12 protein-coding genes and 2 pseudogenes are annotated in these 16,046 nt (G+C 54.5%); 5 read left to right on the top strand and 9 right to left on the bottom strand.

Annotated features, from left to right (window positions below):
* Positions 1-305: 305 nt before the first annotated feature.
* From ACWFUC_RS02670 to ACWFUC_RS02660, 3 genes are all read left to right on the top strand, one after another.
* Positions 306-593, top strand: coding sequence for a hypothetical protein (locus ACWFUC_RS02670; protein WP_489624019.1), 288 nt, complete (start codon positions 306-308; stop codon positions 591-593).
* On the top strand, positions 593-1,489 hold the full coding sequence (locus ACWFUC_RS02665; RefSeq protein ID WP_489624018.1) for a TIR domain-containing protein: 897 nt from the start codon (positions 593-595) through the stop codon (positions 1,487-1,489). The genes ACWFUC_RS02670 and ACWFUC_RS02665 overlap by 1 nt, the downstream gene beginning before the upstream one ends.
* A gap of 500 nt (positions 1,490-1,989) precedes the next feature.
* The gene (locus ACWFUC_RS02660; RefSeq protein WP_489624017.1) at positions 1,990-3,081 is read left to right on the top strand and encodes a DUF3800 domain-containing protein; all 1,092 of its coding nucleotides are present in this window, start codon (positions 1,990-1,992) and stop codon (positions 3,079-3,081) included.
* A gap of 5 nt (positions 3,082-3,086) precedes the next feature.
* Here the strand turns inward: ACWFUC_RS02660 and ACWFUC_RS02655 are convergent, their stop codons facing one another.
* The 9 genes and pseudogenes from ACWFUC_RS02655 to ACWFUC_RS02615 form a co-directional block, all read right to left on the bottom strand.
* Complete coding sequence (locus tag ACWFUC_RS02655; protein WP_489624016.1) at positions 3,087-4,706, bottom strand: hypothetical protein; 1,620 nt, start codon at positions 4,704-4,706, stop codon at positions 3,087-3,089.
* Between the two features lie 153 nt (positions 4,707-4,859).
* Positions 4,860-7,833 (bottom strand): annotated as a pseudogene (locus ACWFUC_RS02650) (TrlF family AAA-like ATPase).
* 333 nt (positions 7,834-8,166) lie between these two features.
* Complete coding sequence (locus ACWFUC_RS02645) at positions 8,167-9,285, bottom strand: hypothetical protein (protein ID WP_489624015.1); 1,119 nt, start codon at positions 9,283-9,285, stop codon at positions 8,167-8,169.
* Between the two features lie 257 nt (positions 9,286-9,542).
* Entirely contained in the window at positions 9,543-11,339 is a 1,797-nt protein-coding gene (locus ACWFUC_RS02640) for a DUF2326 domain-containing protein (RefSeq protein WP_489624014.1), read from the bottom strand.
* Complete coding sequence (locus ACWFUC_RS02635; protein WP_489625588.1) at positions 11,326-11,574, bottom strand: ABC-three component system middle component 8; 249 nt, start codon at positions 11,572-11,574, stop codon at positions 11,326-11,328. The genes ACWFUC_RS02640 and ACWFUC_RS02635 overlap by 14 nt, the downstream gene beginning before the upstream one ends.
* Positions 11,543-12,523, bottom strand: a complete 981-nt coding sequence (locus ACWFUC_RS02630) for an ABC-three component system protein (RefSeq protein ID WP_489624013.1) — start codon at positions 12,521-12,523, stop codon at positions 11,543-11,545. The genes ACWFUC_RS02635 and ACWFUC_RS02630 overlap by 32 nt, the downstream gene beginning before the upstream one ends.
* Before the next feature lie 34 nt (positions 12,524-12,557).
* Positions 12,558-12,878 carry a helix-turn-helix domain-containing protein gene (locus ACWFUC_RS02625; protein WP_489624012.1) on the bottom strand — a complete coding sequence of 107 codons (321 nt, stop codon included), beginning with the start codon at positions 12,876-12,878 and terminating at the stop codon, positions 12,558-12,560.
* A 72-nt stretch (positions 12,879-12,950) separates the two neighbouring features.
* The gene (locus tag ACWFUC_RS02620) at positions 12,951-13,079 is read right to left on the bottom strand and encodes a type II toxin-antitoxin system RelE/ParE family toxin (RefSeq protein WP_489624011.1); all 129 of its coding nucleotides are present in this window, start codon (positions 13,077-13,079) and stop codon (positions 12,951-12,953) included.
* 178 nt (positions 13,080-13,257) lie between these two features.
* Positions 13,258-14,338 (bottom strand): annotated as a pseudogene (locus ACWFUC_RS02615) (tyrosine-type recombinase/integrase); the annotation flags it as partial.
* Between the two features lie 103 nt (positions 14,339-14,441).
* On the opposite strand from ACWFUC_RS02615, the gene ACWFUC_RS02610 reads away from it, so the two are divergent.
* Positions 14,442-14,729 carry a helix-turn-helix domain-containing protein gene (locus tag ACWFUC_RS02610; protein ID WP_489624010.1) on the top strand — a complete coding sequence of 96 codons (288 nt, stop codon included), beginning with the start codon at positions 14,442-14,444 and terminating at the stop codon, positions 14,727-14,729.
* Positions 14,726-16,030 (top strand): type II toxin-antitoxin system HipA family toxin, encoded by a 1,305-nt coding sequence (locus tag ACWFUC_RS02605; RefSeq protein ID WP_489624009.1) that lies wholly within the window; start codon positions 14,726-14,728, stop codon positions 16,028-16,030. The genes ACWFUC_RS02610 and ACWFUC_RS02605 overlap by 4 nt, the downstream gene beginning before the upstream one ends.
* Positions 16,031-16,046: the final 16 nt, after the last annotated feature.

Raw genomic sequence — 16,046 nt, 5'->3', positions numbered from 1 at the left:
AACCCACCCGTGGGTGGTGCCGCATAAAACACTGATTCGTCCCTCCAGCGGCTTGCAGCCTCAGGCGCTAAAGTGGCACTGTAGGGGAGAATATACAAAGGCACAAACCTCTGGAGCGATGGCTTAAAGGTCCAACATTGAATAAAATCGATGAGGTGTGTGCCATGCTGGATGTTCACCCACTCACGCCAATGGTCCTTGCGTATGCAGGTAGCGATCAAAAAACGTCCACGAACTGATGGATCGCATTGCTTGGGAATTTTCATCATATCCCGAGCATCCGAATAAATAAATGGAGGTGAGTTGTGTTCAAAATTACCGGGCTGGATAAGCTCCAGAAAGACCTGAAGGATGCGCAGCGCGCTTTGAGTGAGTTAGACGGCGAACTGGGGGGCGTAAACTTTGATCCAAATGATCCTGCCAGCATTGAGGGAGCAATTCAATCGGTTAGTCGGATGATCGACGACCGCCTAGGAGAATATTCTTCGAACCCTATTGTTGGCCCTCTCGCAGAACAAATGAAGGAAAAGTATCGGGAGAGTATTCTTGAAAAAGCGGCAGAAGCTAGATTGAAGTCGGATGGGGATGATTGATGGCTACAGATTTATTCTTGGAAATAAATAATGCAGTTCTAGACTTGCAGTCCTCACAGCTTCAAACCTACGAAAGACCTCTCAAAAAATTGGCTCAACTCTTACGACATCCCGACCTTGAGCCATACAACGCCGAGCTCACGGAGGGTCTCGACGTTGAGGCGTTCATCGCTGAAAGCGAAAAGACCGGAGGCAGCATGGTTGGAAGTGCTCGGCTTGCTTGGCCAGATGATCCCAAAAAGGCGCTGGGGTTGACGTTGCTTTTAATCGAGAAGCTGGCGGCAGAACCCGGCTACGCTACCAATTTCGGACACCATTTTTTCTATTCCGGAAGAAAAGTCATTGCTGGAATTCACGCACTAACTGGCCAGCTAATCATTCCCTTTTTGCGTGATTACAAGTCTTATATCCAGGCCAAGGGGCGCACGGATACCATGTTAAAAGCTCAATTTTCGCGTAAGGTTTTTATTGTTCATGGTCACGATGATGGTGCTCGTGAAACAGTAGCACGATTTCTTGAGCGAATTGGGCTTGAAGCCATCATCTTGCACGAACAGGCTAACCAAGGACGAACAATTATCGAAAAAGTGGTTGCTCACAGTGACGTTGGTTTCGCAGTAGTTCTGCTTACGCCAGACGATGAGGGCTGTGTAAAAGGAGGAACGCCTGAGCCCAGAGCCCGTCAGAATGTGCTTTTGGAGTTGGGGTACTTCATTGGTCGCCTGGGCCGGGACAAGGTATGTGCCCTCAAACGTGGGGCGGTGGAAATTCCAAGCGATTTCGCAGGTGTCGTTTGGGAGACGATGGATAGCGGCGGGGGCTGGAAACAAGCACTTGCGCGTGAGCTTGAAGCTGCCGGTCATAGCATCGACTGGAATAAGGTCATGCGTGCTTAGAGTTGTGCCCCGCAGTAATGGGCTGGGCGCAGTCAGCGACTATCAGGTGGCCTTGCGCTTGCTCCACGAAAGGGGAGCCGGCCGGACAGGGCAACGGCCGCTGAGATGTGCCGAATCGCACGCAAGCGCACACGCCCGAATCTGGAGGTCGGCCGTAGGCGTCAGCCGAGCGGAGCGAGGGAACAATGATAGCCCGAAGGAGGCGTATCCTCGAATGTGGGCGATGCGCAGTACGACAGTGCGACCGGCCATGCTTCTGGCCCGGGGGGCCATGAATAAACGGATCAGCACGCTTTTTGGCACACTGTAATCAAAGATCAAAGAGCCGTTCTAGCAACTTCAACGGGACATTGATGTTCAGCAGAGGTTGCAGGAAGACACCAAAGCCCGCCAGCCCCAAGGAAAGGCACAAACGAGCCCATCCCTTAACACCAGATCGAGGTGCGTTCAGTATGCGCTATACATCCGAAGACTAGTTGCTCCAAGGACAGCATCGAAACATGACTACCGTCTATATTGATGAAAGCGGCCACAGCGGGGACATGATCAACAGCGGCAATGCTTACGACTTCAAGGGTCAGCCCTTCTTTGCCCTAGCCGGCATTGCTCTTGAGGACGGTCATGACTGGGAAGATCGCATCAATGAGCTGCGAAGCCGTTACCGAATTCCTGCCGGCGAACTCAAGTCCAAGTCGCTGACAGTCAAGTCAAGATTCTCGGCCGAAGTCATCCATGGATTGCTCGATCAGCGCGCTCCGCTTTTCATTGAGGTGGTCGACAAGCGCTTCTTTATCTGCGCCAGCATAACCTCGTTCCAACTCTTGCCAGTATGCCTTGGCTATACCGAGTCGGTGAAGTTCCACTTCATAAAGAACATGGTGGCAGACTTCCTGTTTTTTCACGCGTCCGAACGCGTCCTCGATACATTCGTCGCCGCGTGCCTGACGCCGGGTGATCAGACGCTCCGCGCCTCATTCGCCGTGCTGCGCGAGATGGCCACAGATCAGGGCTATACCGGTTCGGCCGTGCAAATCGCGGAAGGCATTGCCCACATGGTGCAGGAGGCTGAAGCCGAATACGGCGCGCAACTTGATAACGGTGGCGAGGCTTGGTCCTGGTTTCTTCCGTCCCCCGACCTTAACAGACATGCGAAACAGGTCTGGATGTTGCCGAACCTTACGTCATTCACGAGCATCTATGCCAGGATGAATCGGTATTACAGTAGGCGCTTGGCCGGCATCCGCTTGGTACACGACCAGCAATTGGAGCTGGAGAGCATACTGCGCCGAGGAAAAATGACGGTCGAAAGCCTGAGCCACTCCGTGGATCTGCCCTACACTCCGCAGTCTGATTACCGGTTCGAGGAGGACGCCAGCATCGAGTTTGCGCATTCGCATGAGGCCATTGGCTTGCAGCTGGCCGACATCGTCGCGGGCACCGTGATGCGTTACTTTCGCGACATGGACGCCGGCATACCCGTCTCGAGCGAGCTGCGCGGAGCCATGATGCGGCTCATTGACGAGGGCGATGAACGAAGGGGGTATGGCCTTAATCAAGTTGTAGCTACTGCCAACGTCCGGCACGCCGAATAAATGAATCAGCCGCGGTGACCGCCACCTTGCAGCGAAGCGTCCAGCGCAGTTTTGAAGGTGAACGCGTTGTTCTGCAGAATGTGATCCAGATTTCCGAATACATTACTAAGCTCCTGCCGGTAAGCATTCTTTGTATTCAAATCCGATCCGACGATCACGGCCTTCAGGAATGAGGCTGCTACATCTGCCATCCTCGGATCGCACTGGAGTCTTATATAACTGCGAATGGCGATTTCCAGCAGATGCGACTTGAATGACACCGATAGCTCCTTGCTCGGAATGATGCGTTGCAGCATCGCTCCTATTACCTTGGTGGCTTGCTTGGAGATGTAGTGGCGATCGAAATTAGCAGCGCATCGGGTTGCCTGTGGGATTTCGGAGTCATCTATGCGCACGCACTGCTCAGCCCAATCCGTAGCGACGCTAACCAAGCGGCCGAGAAGGTAGTGAAATGGCGTTGGCCACTCCAGATAGACCTCTTCGTCGGGGACGCCAGGCATCTGCTTGAGGATCTTCTCGGCGAAGTGCCCGAAGTAGTGCAGCCACATATGGTCTTGCAACCCTTGATGGATGCCTTCGTGCACCATGATTTCAAAGAGTGTGATACCTGAATTGATCGGACAGCGAAACCGGCCCACCTCTTGATAGGAGCCCAGCGGTTCGTTGAGTTTTCTGGCCAACTGCTTGTCTTCGTCCAATCGGCGGCATACGGACTCGCCTATGGCAGCTTCCAGGCCGTTCTTCACCGCCGTTGCTGCATCTGCAAAGAAAAAGCGAAGCAGCCGATTACTTTCCGGCAGGTAAAGACGGCTTCCGCCATTGAGGTTTTGATTGTTCTTTAGCTCAACGTAGAGGCGGCTTCCCGTGGCGTCCAGCAGCGCGTCGATGTACTGCGCAATAAAGTCAGAACGTATCGCCTCGTCCGCTTCCAGAAGCTTGAGGCAGAAATGTGGGTGTGCCTGCGCCAAGTGCACAATTAGCTCAGGCGAGGTGACCAGATTCAACAGGATCTCACGGGCTTGTAAGCTGGCCTGGTCCCGCTCCGCGCACCAGGATTTCAATTTGTGCAGAGAACGGCGCCATCGGTTGCGCCATGCTGAAGGATGTTTGGCGGTCTCCCTGCGCAAGACAGCCGCCAGTTCATCCTTGGAATCACCCGTATTTTCGATCCAGCGCATCGGACAAGACCGTTGCCGGGTTAGGGAAATAAGAGTGGGCAGTTGGGGTTCGGCCAGTAAAACCAGTTCGTCATAGCGCTTGGTGAGGTGTAAGTTTTCGATCAATTCACGAAAGACGTGCACTCGACCCCGGGCCAGCGTGGGAAAGCGTGTTCGCCAAAAGAAGTACAGTGCCACTGAGAGCAGCAGCAGATACACCGTACTGGAACTGTCGAGGCCCCATTTCCAAGGTCCCAAGCTGTAGTACAGCCCAAGTTGTTCCAAGACCGTGGCGTACATCAGGTAGTGGACAAGACAAAACACCGATCCACCGACGACCCAATCCACCCATGTCGTGCAGAAGCGAAGCCGGAGCCGGTTAGTGGGCGAGATAAGCGCCCACACGGCGGCGATGACTCCCAATATAGTGAGCAAACCAGTGGTGTCTATAGGTGCGGAGGGCGTCATCGGAGCTATTGCATCCTTCCGTGGGTCGATGGGATCATACCCAGGTGCAATTTGCATCCATACCGGTGCAACGCATCAAGGTGAGAAAAACCGATCTTCATTCCCAAACATCGGGCAATCAGACTACGCATCGAGCGTTCAAGGCTGCAGTCGTTAGCGATCAAGCCTGACCCTCAATCGACGTGCGCGTTCGCGGAAGGCATCTTCGCCGCCCTCCAGAATGTCGCAAACCGCCTTGCGAATAGCATTGTTCTCAAGGCCGCCAGATGTGTATTTGAGTGGGGGTAACCCACCAGCAGGATGAGGGCCAGCGTCGGCGACAATGATCTGGTCCGCATCGGTGTTGATGACGAGATTTGCATTGTGCGTGACCATGATTACCTGGCGTTTGGCCTTAGCCGCGATAAACAGAGAGACCAACTCCTCGAACACAGATTTGGGGTCCAAGTTCTCCTCTGGCTGATCGATAATAAGTGGCCGATCGTCAGCATCGTCCAGTGCCAAGTAGAGAAGAAGGAGTACGATACCCCGTGTTCCAGGCGACAGCTTTCGGATATCCATTCCGTCATAGACTATTTCGTATCGCACCGAGATGTGGTCTGTGGCGAAAAGCCAGTGAGCGAACTGCTTCAACCAGCCACGAAACTCTGCTTGTTGATTTTGGCCAAAGGGGGCCTGGCTCAGAAGGTCGCGCATGTATTGCGAAATGAAATTCGTCATCGCTGCCTGCACGTCAGCAGCCGAACCTGTTTCCCAGGCTGGTCGTAGGGCTGTGTCCGCCAGACCGATTAACGCCCCGCGGCCTTGGAATGGCCCTGCCTTCCGGCGGTCGAGAAGGTCTTCTTCAGCTACAGTTCCCCAGGCGGCAACGTCAACGACGCGGCGAACCGAGAACCCGAGCTTGCGAAGCGTGCCGGTGGACGCATTCAAGCGCGCCATCAGTGGGCCATAAAGATCGGCGAGCGAATTCTGCTCGTTGATAATCGCCTGAAAAACTCGGCCATAAGCCGCTTCCCGCTCGCTCTGGAGTTCCTTACGACGCGCGCCAGCGCCTTGAGCGTCCGCTAGGCGTGATTGGAGGCTCATGAGCGCGGCGTTCTCTTGGGCGATGCGCTTTGACAGGGTGGAGTACTGACCACGAATGACATTGTCGGCGCTTACCAATACCTCCAGCCGGGCCATTTCGGCCAACAGCGTATTGAGGGTTAGTTTAGAGAGGTCAGTAGTGTCTGGAAAGAGCGGCTTGTTTGGGTCGCCGGCCGAAATGGCCGGACCTGTGAGTGCTGTGATTTGTTGATCGCACCATGTGACATACTTGGTCAAACTCGTATCGACGTCGCCTTTATAGATCAGCAGGAACTCATCCCATTGCTGCTGATTCAGGCCGCTGTGAACGTGCCGCTCCTTGGCTTGGCGTAGTAGCTCGGGGGCCTTGGTATTGCGAGTGCTTACGACCTCATCCTGCAGCGCAACGAATGCCCGGCGCTGATTGCCGTAGGCTTGGATCGTTCCGCGTAGCGTCTGCACGGCCTGTCCGAGCTGAGTGTGGCGATTGGCCTGTGTCTCAGTTCCCTTTACGACAAGCTTAGCGAGATCTTCGTTGTAGCTTTTGATCTGGCCGGCCTTTTGCGTGACTTGCAGCGCTAGGCCTGTGGCAGCAGCTTCCTTTTCAATCTCCGTGGCAATGCGCTCGGATAAATCGGCGATTGCCTCAGCCTCACGTTCTCGAGCCTGTTGGAAACGGGCGGTGCGAAAATCCCTCAATTCTACAAAGTCGATAGCGCCATCACGATCATCTTGCGGGTGCGCATCAAAGATCACACGCTCTATCTCGGCGATGAGTCCATCGGAGACGCCAGTAGAGGAGCAAAGCTCCTCTACGAATTGCTGAGACAAGTAGCGCGCTCGGGGAAAGGCTAAATGATTGTTCGCATCGCGTCCGTCAAGGAAGCGTGTGACTGAAGCACCTCCACCCCATGTGAGCGTTGCATTAGCATTGCCAAGCAACTGGCGGGCACGGACGAGAAATGACGGGCTGATGTTTGCGCTCGCATTCCAAGCGGCTGGAGTGATTGCGTCACAGCCGGCGGCAATCATGTCAGCAAGGGCGGTCTTGCCTGAGCCGCGCGCCGATGATTGCGACGAGCCCAGGATTAAGTGGTATGTCCGGAGTTGATGCCCAACTGGCATCTCCGATAAAGATGTTCGAAATTACTTGGGAAGGCATGGCGGTGGACGGCGATTCACTTCCGACATAGGCACGACCTTCGGGGTCGATACAAGCTTGGCGCAGGGCGTCGAATTCTAGACCGCCCTTGATCCATGAGTAACGCTCTTCCACCGGCTCGCCTACTGTTTTGTGGTCGTGGGCATCGCTGCCGTGAAGACAGGGCTTGCAGCCCCCATAACGCTCCTTGAGTTGGTCGAGCGTCACACCCTTGCGACCAGACCAGAATTCTCGCTGTGCTGTACTACTTGAGAAGATGATGTGAGCGAATTTTTCGATCTCCTGACGCATGGTTGCGTCTGCTGCTTGGCGTAACCCCGAAGTTCCGTCGCCCGTCGCGCCTGCAACCGCGATGAGGATGTTGGTCTTCGCCCAATCGCTCTCTCGCATAACGCGACGAAGCTGGTCAAAATTCACCTTGAACTGCGTGGCTCCGTGCGAAAGTGCAGCGCGCTCATCGAGGATGCTAGTGTCGGCTTTTCTACCGAGAGAAATCAGATCCAGGCGGGTGCAGTTGAAGGTATCCCCATGCGCTTGGAATTGAAGGCGCTGAAGGATGCGGTGCAGTTCTGCGAGGTGGTTCGGATCTTCAGGGCTAACTAGGAGATGCACGTTGACGAAGCCAGACTTTGCAGCGACATCTAAACGCAATTCGACGTTGGGGAAAATGAGTTGCACATCTTGTAAACGCCCAGCCGCCTTTTGCCTCATCACCTCCTCGTAAGTATCAGTAAGGTAATAGTCAGTTACGGCCAACGCCTCAATTTTCGGCGTGACTGTCTCAAGTTTTTTGAGATAGGCGTCCCAAGGGGAGTCGCTGCCAAACTGATTGTTTAGGATGGTTCCTGGCGCATGTATATGGGGTTCCCAGCGACGCCATTCAGACCCACGACTAATCATTCGCTCATCCTTTGCGGCCATAGACCGTCCCTGTAACTATCTTGGAAGACTTGTTCGGCGTGACCGAAGCTAACGTGTTTGTAAAATTTTATAAGATTTCTGGACGTATGAGAACTCAACTACCCCAAGTATTGCCGACTTTACAGGGGCTAGAGCCTCTTATGAACTACTGGCGGTTGGTTAGGGCTTTGCAGGGTATCACCGTACTCTAGCTTCACTGCTATTGTGGCGCTCAAATTGCAGACAGCAATTTAATTGGCTGCTTTTGCCAAATTTCAAGCATGAAGAAAGCCACCAGCACGAACCTAGTGGCTTCTTACAGCGATTGGGAGATCACACTATTCGTGCGTAGGTTTTTCCGTCCAAGACTCGTTTCACCTGCCCCACGTCCTTCGCCCCGATCCGCACGTAGATTTCCTCGGGTGTGTGGTTTTTGGAGAGTTCGCGTATTGCCTTGACTTGGACCACGGATAAGCGCCCGTCCCGCCCGCAAATTTGCGCTATCGCCCAATCGCTGTCCTTCCACCTTTCGGCGACCCATGGCGCCGGCAAGCCCAAGCGAGGATGGTCACTCAGCCACTTGTGCAGAATCTTATCGCGGTCATCGGGCAGAGGAACGACGCCTTTCGAAAGCAATCCGTGTTCGCGCAGGTAGCGCAGTCCGCTCTTTCCGCCCGGCACCATGTTGAGCCGGCGTTCGTCATCCCAATGCCCTTCTACTAGGAACTCTTCCGCCTCATAGAGCTGCTCCAGATCGTCGGTGATAGCCATCACCTTGTGGTGCACGTACGTGAGACGTCCCGCCTCTTGCTCTTCTCGAAATCGGCGATGGAATAGCAATGGACTGCCAGTCTCAATCGCACGCCGGTGCTCGGACCAGCGAGTTTGCCAGCTGCGAGTGGATACACCCACATAAAAGGACCCGTCGTCAGGGTACGACGCACCATCGCCGAAGATGTGCTGGTAGAGGACGTATGCCCGTTCGGGGTAATGCTTCGGCGATAGCAGGAGGTGTGCGGAAGTCGAAAATATAAGGCTAGGGCTCTTGATGGAGCTTTCGTCAATCTGCTTAGCTCCGCGCATGGCCGCAGCCAAGTACGCGGGATCAGTAACGACTTCCACCGAAATCATAGGCTGGATAGCTAACTCGCCTTCCTCCAGCGCGCCGAGACTGTACTCTGGCCTGCGGTCCACCGTTCTATGCCCGTCCATGAGCTTTCGGAACGGAGAGACGAACCCCTGACGGTGGCCCATGAAGATCATGCGCACCACGGGTATTACTTGGCCTGGCTTGAGCCTAAACACGCCGTGGGGATTCGCAGCCACCCGCGCCCATTCCCTCCCGTATTCGGAGGACCGCACGAAGTCTTCAAGCAGCTGCTCAACCTCCCGCCGCCGTCCAATCATCGACTTCGGCGCAAGATGCTCCCACCAAGCTTTGTTTAGCTTCATCGCTTCACCGCCTATCCTTCAAAAGCCGACCGGCCAAGCCATCGTTGGCGTGCCGTTTGAGAGCCAAGCTTGCACGCGTGTGGCCTCTACGTCCAAACCAGCGTCCAACGCGGCATCGCTTTGCAGGGCATCACAGTACCTTAGCAGCATTACTATTGCCGGACTCAGAGTTCAGAACACGCTCTAATGCGCACAAGCTATCACGTTGAATGCCAAGAGGATGCATCGAAGGATCACGTGAAGCGATGAGTATTGAATTACCATCCTCTCATCTTGAAGATTCGGCCCTGATCTCCCTCATCATGTAGCGTGGCGATGATTTCACCCGCTGTAAAAACAGCGGCATCGTCTTCTGCTCGTACAGGCAAATCGGAGTCAATCAGCGTGATGACCGGCTGTAACCCTAAGTCTGCATAGCGGCGCACAACCGTCAGCAAGTTCTCTTTCTTTCGGTCGTCCAGCGACTCCAACACTCCGTCGTGATAGACAAAGCGCGGAAACTTTTCGCCCAAGTGCGCTCGCACCACGGCCATGTCGAAGGCAACGCACAGCAGCTTGCGGTATGTATGCCCCAAGTCAGCGCTCGTGGCGTTGCCAGAGCCATCGAGAATTTCCGCCTTGAAATCCAGATGCCCTGCCTGATTGAGCACCACGCTCAATAGCGCCTTGCGATCAATGACTTCCTCAACAATCTCGCTGAAGAAAACGCGAATCGTGGAGAACAGGCTTGCCTGATCAGAGTTCTGCTTATCAACGTTGGCTTCGATCCGCGCCTGCAAATGGTCGCGCTCTTCTGTCAAGGCTCTAATTTCTGTACGCAACTCCTGAAGACGATGCAGATGGCCCTTCTGGTGTTCCAGCGATGTGATGTCCGCACGCAGCGCCACCATCTCATCCGAGAGCAACTTGTATTTGGTGAAAATATCCGTTCCACTTAGGAAGGAGAGCATCTCTGAACGCTTTTTTCCCAAGGAGTTCAGTTCTGCGTTCACTCGCCTCAGTTCTCCTTCGATCTCCGAAAATTCTTCTTGGAGATAGCCGCGGCGCTCATCTGTGATAGCTCGGTTGAAGGCGATCAACTGCTGAAAATCTTTCTTGATCTGTCCTTGGAACAGCACGCCAGCTTCGCCAAACAGCCTCTGGGCTTCATCAGGGCTAAACAGGATCTGATCCTCCTGCAATGATGCCTGTACCTTCTTCCTGCTTTGACTCAAGGAATAGCGTTCGGAGTTCAGCGCAGCGATGCGATCATCGACTTCTTCAACCACCTTCTTGGTGCGATCCTTGTCTAGAGCGCGAAAATCGAAAGCATCCAGTAGCGCTTGCTTCTTCTCCGCATCTTTTTGCTTGAGCAGAAGAATGCCCTCAATCTTGCTGATGTCCTCGATCGATCCCCCCAATTCATTCTTGATGGCTTGCGCCGTCTCCTGCTTTTTGGCGAGTTCATGCTCTTTCGCATAGTGCTCCGCAATAAGCTTGGCATCAAAGCCCAGAAGGTGTGCAAGGAACGGCTTCCAATCAGCATGTTTGGAAGCGAACTTGCGAAGTTGGAAAACTTCCCGGAAGTCCTCTTGCGACCGAAGCAAGTAACCAAGCGCCTTGCGGTAAGACCACGGTTTGAGAGCGCGCCAGTCGAGCAGACCGTCAAGCAGCTCGCGTGCACGCTCAAAAGGAACGTCCCGATGCCCCCATTCCGCGAGCGCCAACGCCGACAAGTCCTGGTGGCCTGCTTCATGCTGCTTGAAGGCGATCTTGGTTGCGTCTTCTACGCTGCGTCGGATCGTGATGAAAGAGCCATCCTCCAGTTCAATTTCAAGGAAAAAGACGAAATCCTTGAACAAGTCAAAATGCTTGAAGAGGAAAAACTTAGGGTCTTTGCCGGCCAGGAAGCAAAAGTCCAAAAGACGCCCCAGCGTGGTTTTCCCAAGATTGTGGGTATCCTTGTTTCGATTCTCCGGTAGACGGATTTCCGCCATGACGACATTCAGCCCAAGAGCAAAGTCCACGGGTTCGAACACATCCGGTTTGTTGGAATAGAGTTTAGATAGCTTCATTTGGCCCTACGTATTCGACTGCGTCCGTCTTAGGACGATATTCAATCAGGCCCATCAGATAGAGAAAATTGAGCGCAGGCAGGAAAAGCACGTCGCCGCCCACGACGTGCTTCTTTGCAAATTTGCGCAGCGCATCATATTCATCGACGCGACGATCTTTAAGTCGGGACAGGAGTAGCAGAGACACATTAATGACTGTGCGATCAGGGTGTGAGTGTTTGGTTGGCCGCAGCATCATCCACCTCCCCAATGTCACAGTTCCAATACATGTAGAAAAGAATGGCTCTCGTCAGTCGCTTGTGGGCGTGTTGCCGAAGAACCGGGTCACGACTGAACAGCAGATCAACCAGATACTCCATGATTTCGTCGAAGGTCTGATAGTCCTTGCGCTTCGCAAGGATCTTGAGTTGAAACTCATCGACCACAGACTCGTACATACGTAGTAATTCGATATTCTCTGGCGCAGCCAGAAAAGTGCGAATTTGCGCCGTTTCCTTCAGGTATTTACGCCGCTGCTCCTTTGCATATGCTGCAGTCATATTGTTGAGTGTGTTCTTCTCCTCATACGTCACGCGCACGGTGGGCGGGTCGTCGAGTAACGCTGACAGGCCATCCTTTTGGCGCGCAAGCGCCTGGACAACCTCGGCAAGATCATCAGGACTGACAATCAGCGGCGAGTCCACCGCATCCAAATTCGCCTCTTGGGCCACCCCTGGAAATCGCTTCAGCCACAGTTCCAGTTGTTCAAGACCGCAAAGATAGATAGATGAAGCGGGGATGCCGCATTCGGCGGCGATGTGGTCACGGATTTCTGTTTCGGAATTGCCGGTCAGTCGGCGATTCGCAAACAGCATATAGTGGTCGAGTTGCTTGGCCTTGCGCAGCTTCTTGATGCGTGGCACTTCTTTGCCCACCACAGTATTGCTGCTAGATGTGCTGTAGAAATCCAGTTCCGAAAAGCTGCGGTTGTACCCGTTGGTATGCTTTGCCTGAACAATGACCGTGCCCACCCATGGGGCGGCCTTACTGGGGTGCAGTTCCGCCGTGCCGACGAATTTTGCGTCACGCCCGCCATCTGGCCCTTTTGCGAATCCCTGAACGGCGATGCCGAGCAAGCGTTGGCATAAGAGCACGATCAGCACTTCGAACTGATCTTCGCTCAAATCTTCATAAGCAAACTTCATCCTCCCCACCCCTCTCTATGCAGATCCCACCGGCTCATGCGGCAACCGTAATGCACGCCGAATGAGTACGCCGCGCAGGCTGCACCACAATCTCCACACGCTGATCCAGTGCCACCAGTGCCTGCATCAGTCGTTCCAGTGAAATGTTCTGGAGCTTATAGCGGCGGACTTGGGACACTTTTGGTTGGGTCATGCCCGTGATCGCAGCAGCCTTCGCCTGGCTCAAGCCGCGATGGTCAATCAATTCATTGAGCTTGAGCGCGAGCGCTGCTTTAGCCGAAAGCTCTTCAGCATCGTCAAAGCCCAAATTTCGCAACACGTTGTCAGTGCCTTGCGGATAGTGAGTACGCTTCATCGTTTATCTCCCGCTCGTCTTATGACTGGCCAGCATGGCCTTCAACCGCTTATCGATCAGTTCCACGTCCTGTTACGGCGTTGCGACGCCGGACTTGGACTTCTTCGGGAACGCATGTAATACATTTACCACATCGTCCATCTTCACTGTATAGACTGCCCGGAAAGTGTCACTCCGGTGGTCTCCTACCAATTCGTACACGTCGGAGCCCAACCGTGTCCAGAGCTTGGCCGAAGGCGGCGTGTCGCCCAGCTAAACGATGAGCAACGCGACCACCCATGTCCTTCTTTCTGTACGTCTATGGGAACTCCTTGAAGTCCTTTTTCGAGGAGCTTTCGCAGTACAGCAGCTTGCGTTTCTGAGTCATGATTATATCCGTTCAGATATGAGTCGCAAAGAAGTGGGCATAGGTAGCTGCTGTTCCCACCGGATCAGTTCGTCGCACCCCGGTGATGGCTTTGCGCCGGCTGTCCTCCAGTTCGGCGCCTCCAGTACCGGCTTGCTTCCGGTGTGAATGTGGCGCGTGAACATCGCCACGGTCTTGTGCGCCCTCAGCGCCATGCTGACCTTGATCGGAATTCACGAGTTGGCGATGTCGGTGGCTGAGCTGTGCCGGATACCGTGCGTGCTCACGTGGCTCACGTCGGCGCGCTTGAGGATTCGCGTCCATCCGCCGTAATACTCGCCGCTGGTCAGATGGTGCCCCGGATAGTTCGGGGACGGGGGCATGTGCGGGCAACCGGCTTGGCGCGGCGCGCTGGACAGCAGGCGGTGGGGTTCTTCGCTCAAGGACTTGGAGATGCCACCGGTCTTACTGTCGGGCCAGGCCACACGCCGGTTCTCCAGATTCACCCGATCCCATCGCAGGGTGACGATCTCGGAGCGGCGGCCCGCGAACTCGAATTGGAGCCGGATCGCCAGCTGCAGAATGGTGTGATCCAGCCCTAGGCCATCGGCTTCCAGGAAGTCGAGATGCCGGAACAGTTTGCGCATCTCCTCATCGCTGATGAGGTGGGTGGCCTCGCCGTTGGGTACATCGGGACATGGCGGCACGGATTCGTGCCGTCAGGTCGATAGTCCCACGCCTCGGCCAGATTGAGCATCTTGCGCATGACGCTGAATGTGCGGTTCGCCTCGTCCGGCTTGTGGAGCATATTTCTCATGGCCGACGCCACGTCGGGCTGCTGCACATCCTACACCTTCATGCGGCAGAGCATCGGTACGATGCAAAGGTTGATGGCCGCCTGATACCCGCGCTGGGCGCTGGGCTTGTTGCGCTGGTTGGAGTGTCCCTTTATGAACTTCTTCCACAGTTCCGTGACGGTAGGGGGCGATCGGGCGATTGCCGTATCGACACTGGGATCGCCGCCCCCGCCACCCCTGCGTCGGCCGCTCCTACGCGAGCGAGCCTGCTCAACTTCCAACTCGCCGAACAAGCCTGGGGCCGGCTTGCTGTTTTCCTTCCCAAGGATGCTATCGCCAGTTCGTGGAGGAGCCTTACACGGATAGTTCAAATTTGGTGTATAAACTTAATTAATCATAAAATTTGGCGTATAAACCAAAATGAACGTCATTAAACAGCTTCAGCAACGAAGAGTTGAGCAGAACAGGACGCTCAAGGACCTAGTAGAGCTGACGGGCCTAGAGATATCCGTTATCAGCAACTTGCTGAGTGGTAAAAGAGATTCTCGCCTCAGTACTGTGGAGGCGTTAGCGGGGGCATTGAACTCCAGTTTGGTAATCGTTCCGAACCATTTGCTCCCGGAGGTTCACCGCCTTTCTTCGGGCAAAGCAATTGGGCCAGATGATGTGCCTACCGCAGCGGAGCTGATCCTCCGCGGTAAGCGGTGAGTGCTAATCCAAAGCCAAGATTCCTTGAAGTCTGGCTGCATGGCCGGCACACAGGGTGGCTTTGCGAGCTCGGTGGTACTACCCGCTTTCTTGCCGCAGAAAATTACATGCTAGATAGCCAGAGGCAAACTCTGTCACTCTCTATGACGATGCCACGAGCGGAGTGGCTGAGTCAGAAAGTGCTAGGCAATCGATTTGACCCAGCGCTATACAGTGAGCGAGGAGAGCTGCCGCCGTTTTTTGCGGGATTGCTGCCAGAGGGACCATTGAAGCGTCGTCTCGCTGTGACACGGCGCCACGGTGTCGACAGAGATGATTTTGGGATTTTGGCGGCGGCAGGTGAAGACTTGCCTGGAGCTGTAAAGATCTTGCCAGCCGAACCCGCTAGGTTGACGCCAATGGTAAGGGCATATGGCGTTGTGGGAGGCATCCGAGGCTTTGAGGTAGGTGCGGTGGAGGGCGCCACCCAGGGTTCTGCCTCGCTGGCGGGCATGCATAACAAATTAGCGCTATCGAGTACTTCAGACGGTAAGCAATTCACTCTTCCCATCAGAGGCGTATTGTCCGATACAGTAGCCAAACTGCCGGTGAATGACGATGATACTCATGTAATGAATGAATTCGTGTGCATGCAGCTGGCTGCGTTGGCCGGTGTCGATATTGCGAGGTGCCGTCCTGTATCGATGCTCGCTATGGTTGATCAACCGGACATGATCGAAGCTTTTGGCGCGAAAACTCGTTTCTTGGCTATCGATCGATTTGACCGAGGCCCCAACGGTGCACTGCATATTGAAGACGGGTGCCAATTGATGACCCTGATGCCGGCACGGAAATATGAAAGCCGGGAGCGCTTCACTGATCTGGCTGGCTTGCTCAACCTGCTGAGCTTACGTGGCATCGAAGATGTCCGTCAGCTATTCGTTCGCCGCGTGGTGAACACGCTGCTAGGGAATTCAGATGACCACTTGAAGAATTTCAGCGTTATCTATCGTGACGGCATCAATCCTGAACTGGCACCAGCATACGATATTACCTGTGTATCCGCTTTGCCCGGATTCAGGGGATTCGCATTCAATATGGAGATTGATCGATTGCAACGTGCAGAAACGTTGGAGACATATGGCGCCATGGCGAAAAAAGCGGGTATCGCCGAGAGGATTGTAAAGGTAGTGGTCAAGAACACGGTGTCACGAGCACAAGAGCTGTGGCCAAATGCTTTGCGCAATTTGGATGCACCCGCCGCAGTCAGAGATCACATATTGCATCGGTTGGGAAGTTTGCCTGTGACCAAAGGAAGGTGATGGATGAGTGACGGCT

Source organism: Herbaspirillum sp. Her4 (assembly GCF_057961335.1).
Note: the sequence above shows the minus strand (reverse complement) of the source record. Positions and strands in the feature narration are given on the sequence as shown.